Source organism: Mesorhizobium sp., from assembly GCF_004962245.1.
Classification (GTDB): Bacteria; Pseudomonadota; Alphaproteobacteria; order Rhizobiales; family Rhizobiaceae; genus Mesorhizobium.
In genome coordinates this window covers 1-654 of sequence record NZ_SUHQ01000101.1, presented here as the reverse complement: position 1 = coordinate 654, position 654 = coordinate 1, and the positions used below count along the sequence as shown (strand labels likewise).

General features: G+C 65.9%; 1 protein-coding gene. It reads right to left on the bottom strand.

Translation table 11 applies throughout. The annotated features are described in order from the left end of the window. A partial coding sequence (locus E5X88_RS33525; RefSeq protein WP_292168564.1) for a beta-ketoacyl synthase N-terminal-like domain-containing protein occupies positions 1-616 on the bottom strand: 616 nt, incomplete at its 3' end. Between the last annotated feature and the right edge of the window lie 38 nt (positions 617-654).

Here is a 654-nt window from a genome sequence, read left to right as displayed (position 1 = left end):
CGCGCATTGCTTCCCATGCTTTCAGCACGCCCCATGCGAAGGGTGCGTCGCTGCCCCCGGAAACCATTACGTCGGCCCGGCCCAGCTTGATCTGATCCACCGCCGAGGCGATCGCATGGTTGGCCGAGGCACATGCGGAGGTCACCCCGAACACCGGCCCGCGCAAGCCGAGGCTCAAGCTCACCTGGCCGGCGGCGGCGCTTGGCATCGTTTTGGGTACAGCGAGGATGCCAACTCGCCTCGCGCCGTCCAAAAGGAGGGCCCGGTAAGTTTCCTCCATTACATCCCAGCCCAAGCCGCCGACGCCCACTGTAGCGCCGAAGCGATGGGCATTCCCTTCGTCGCAGGAAAGTCCGGCCTGCCGCATGGCTTCGCGCGCTGCAAGCACGGCGAGCAAGCTGAAGCGGGCCATGGAGACGAGCTGCTTGCGATCGATGTCGTGCTCGGGCAGCGCCTTGATCTCAGCGCCGGTCATGCCCTCCAGGTCATGAAGCTCGGAATTGGCGAGCGGGCCGATGGCGGAGCGGCCTTCGCGCATCTCTTTCCACATAGAGGCGGCGTCGGTGCCCAGTCCGCACAGGCCGCCCACTCCGGTGATAACGACGCGCCTGTCCATTCAAGCCTCCTTCGCAAGCAAGCCGCGGACGGCTTCCA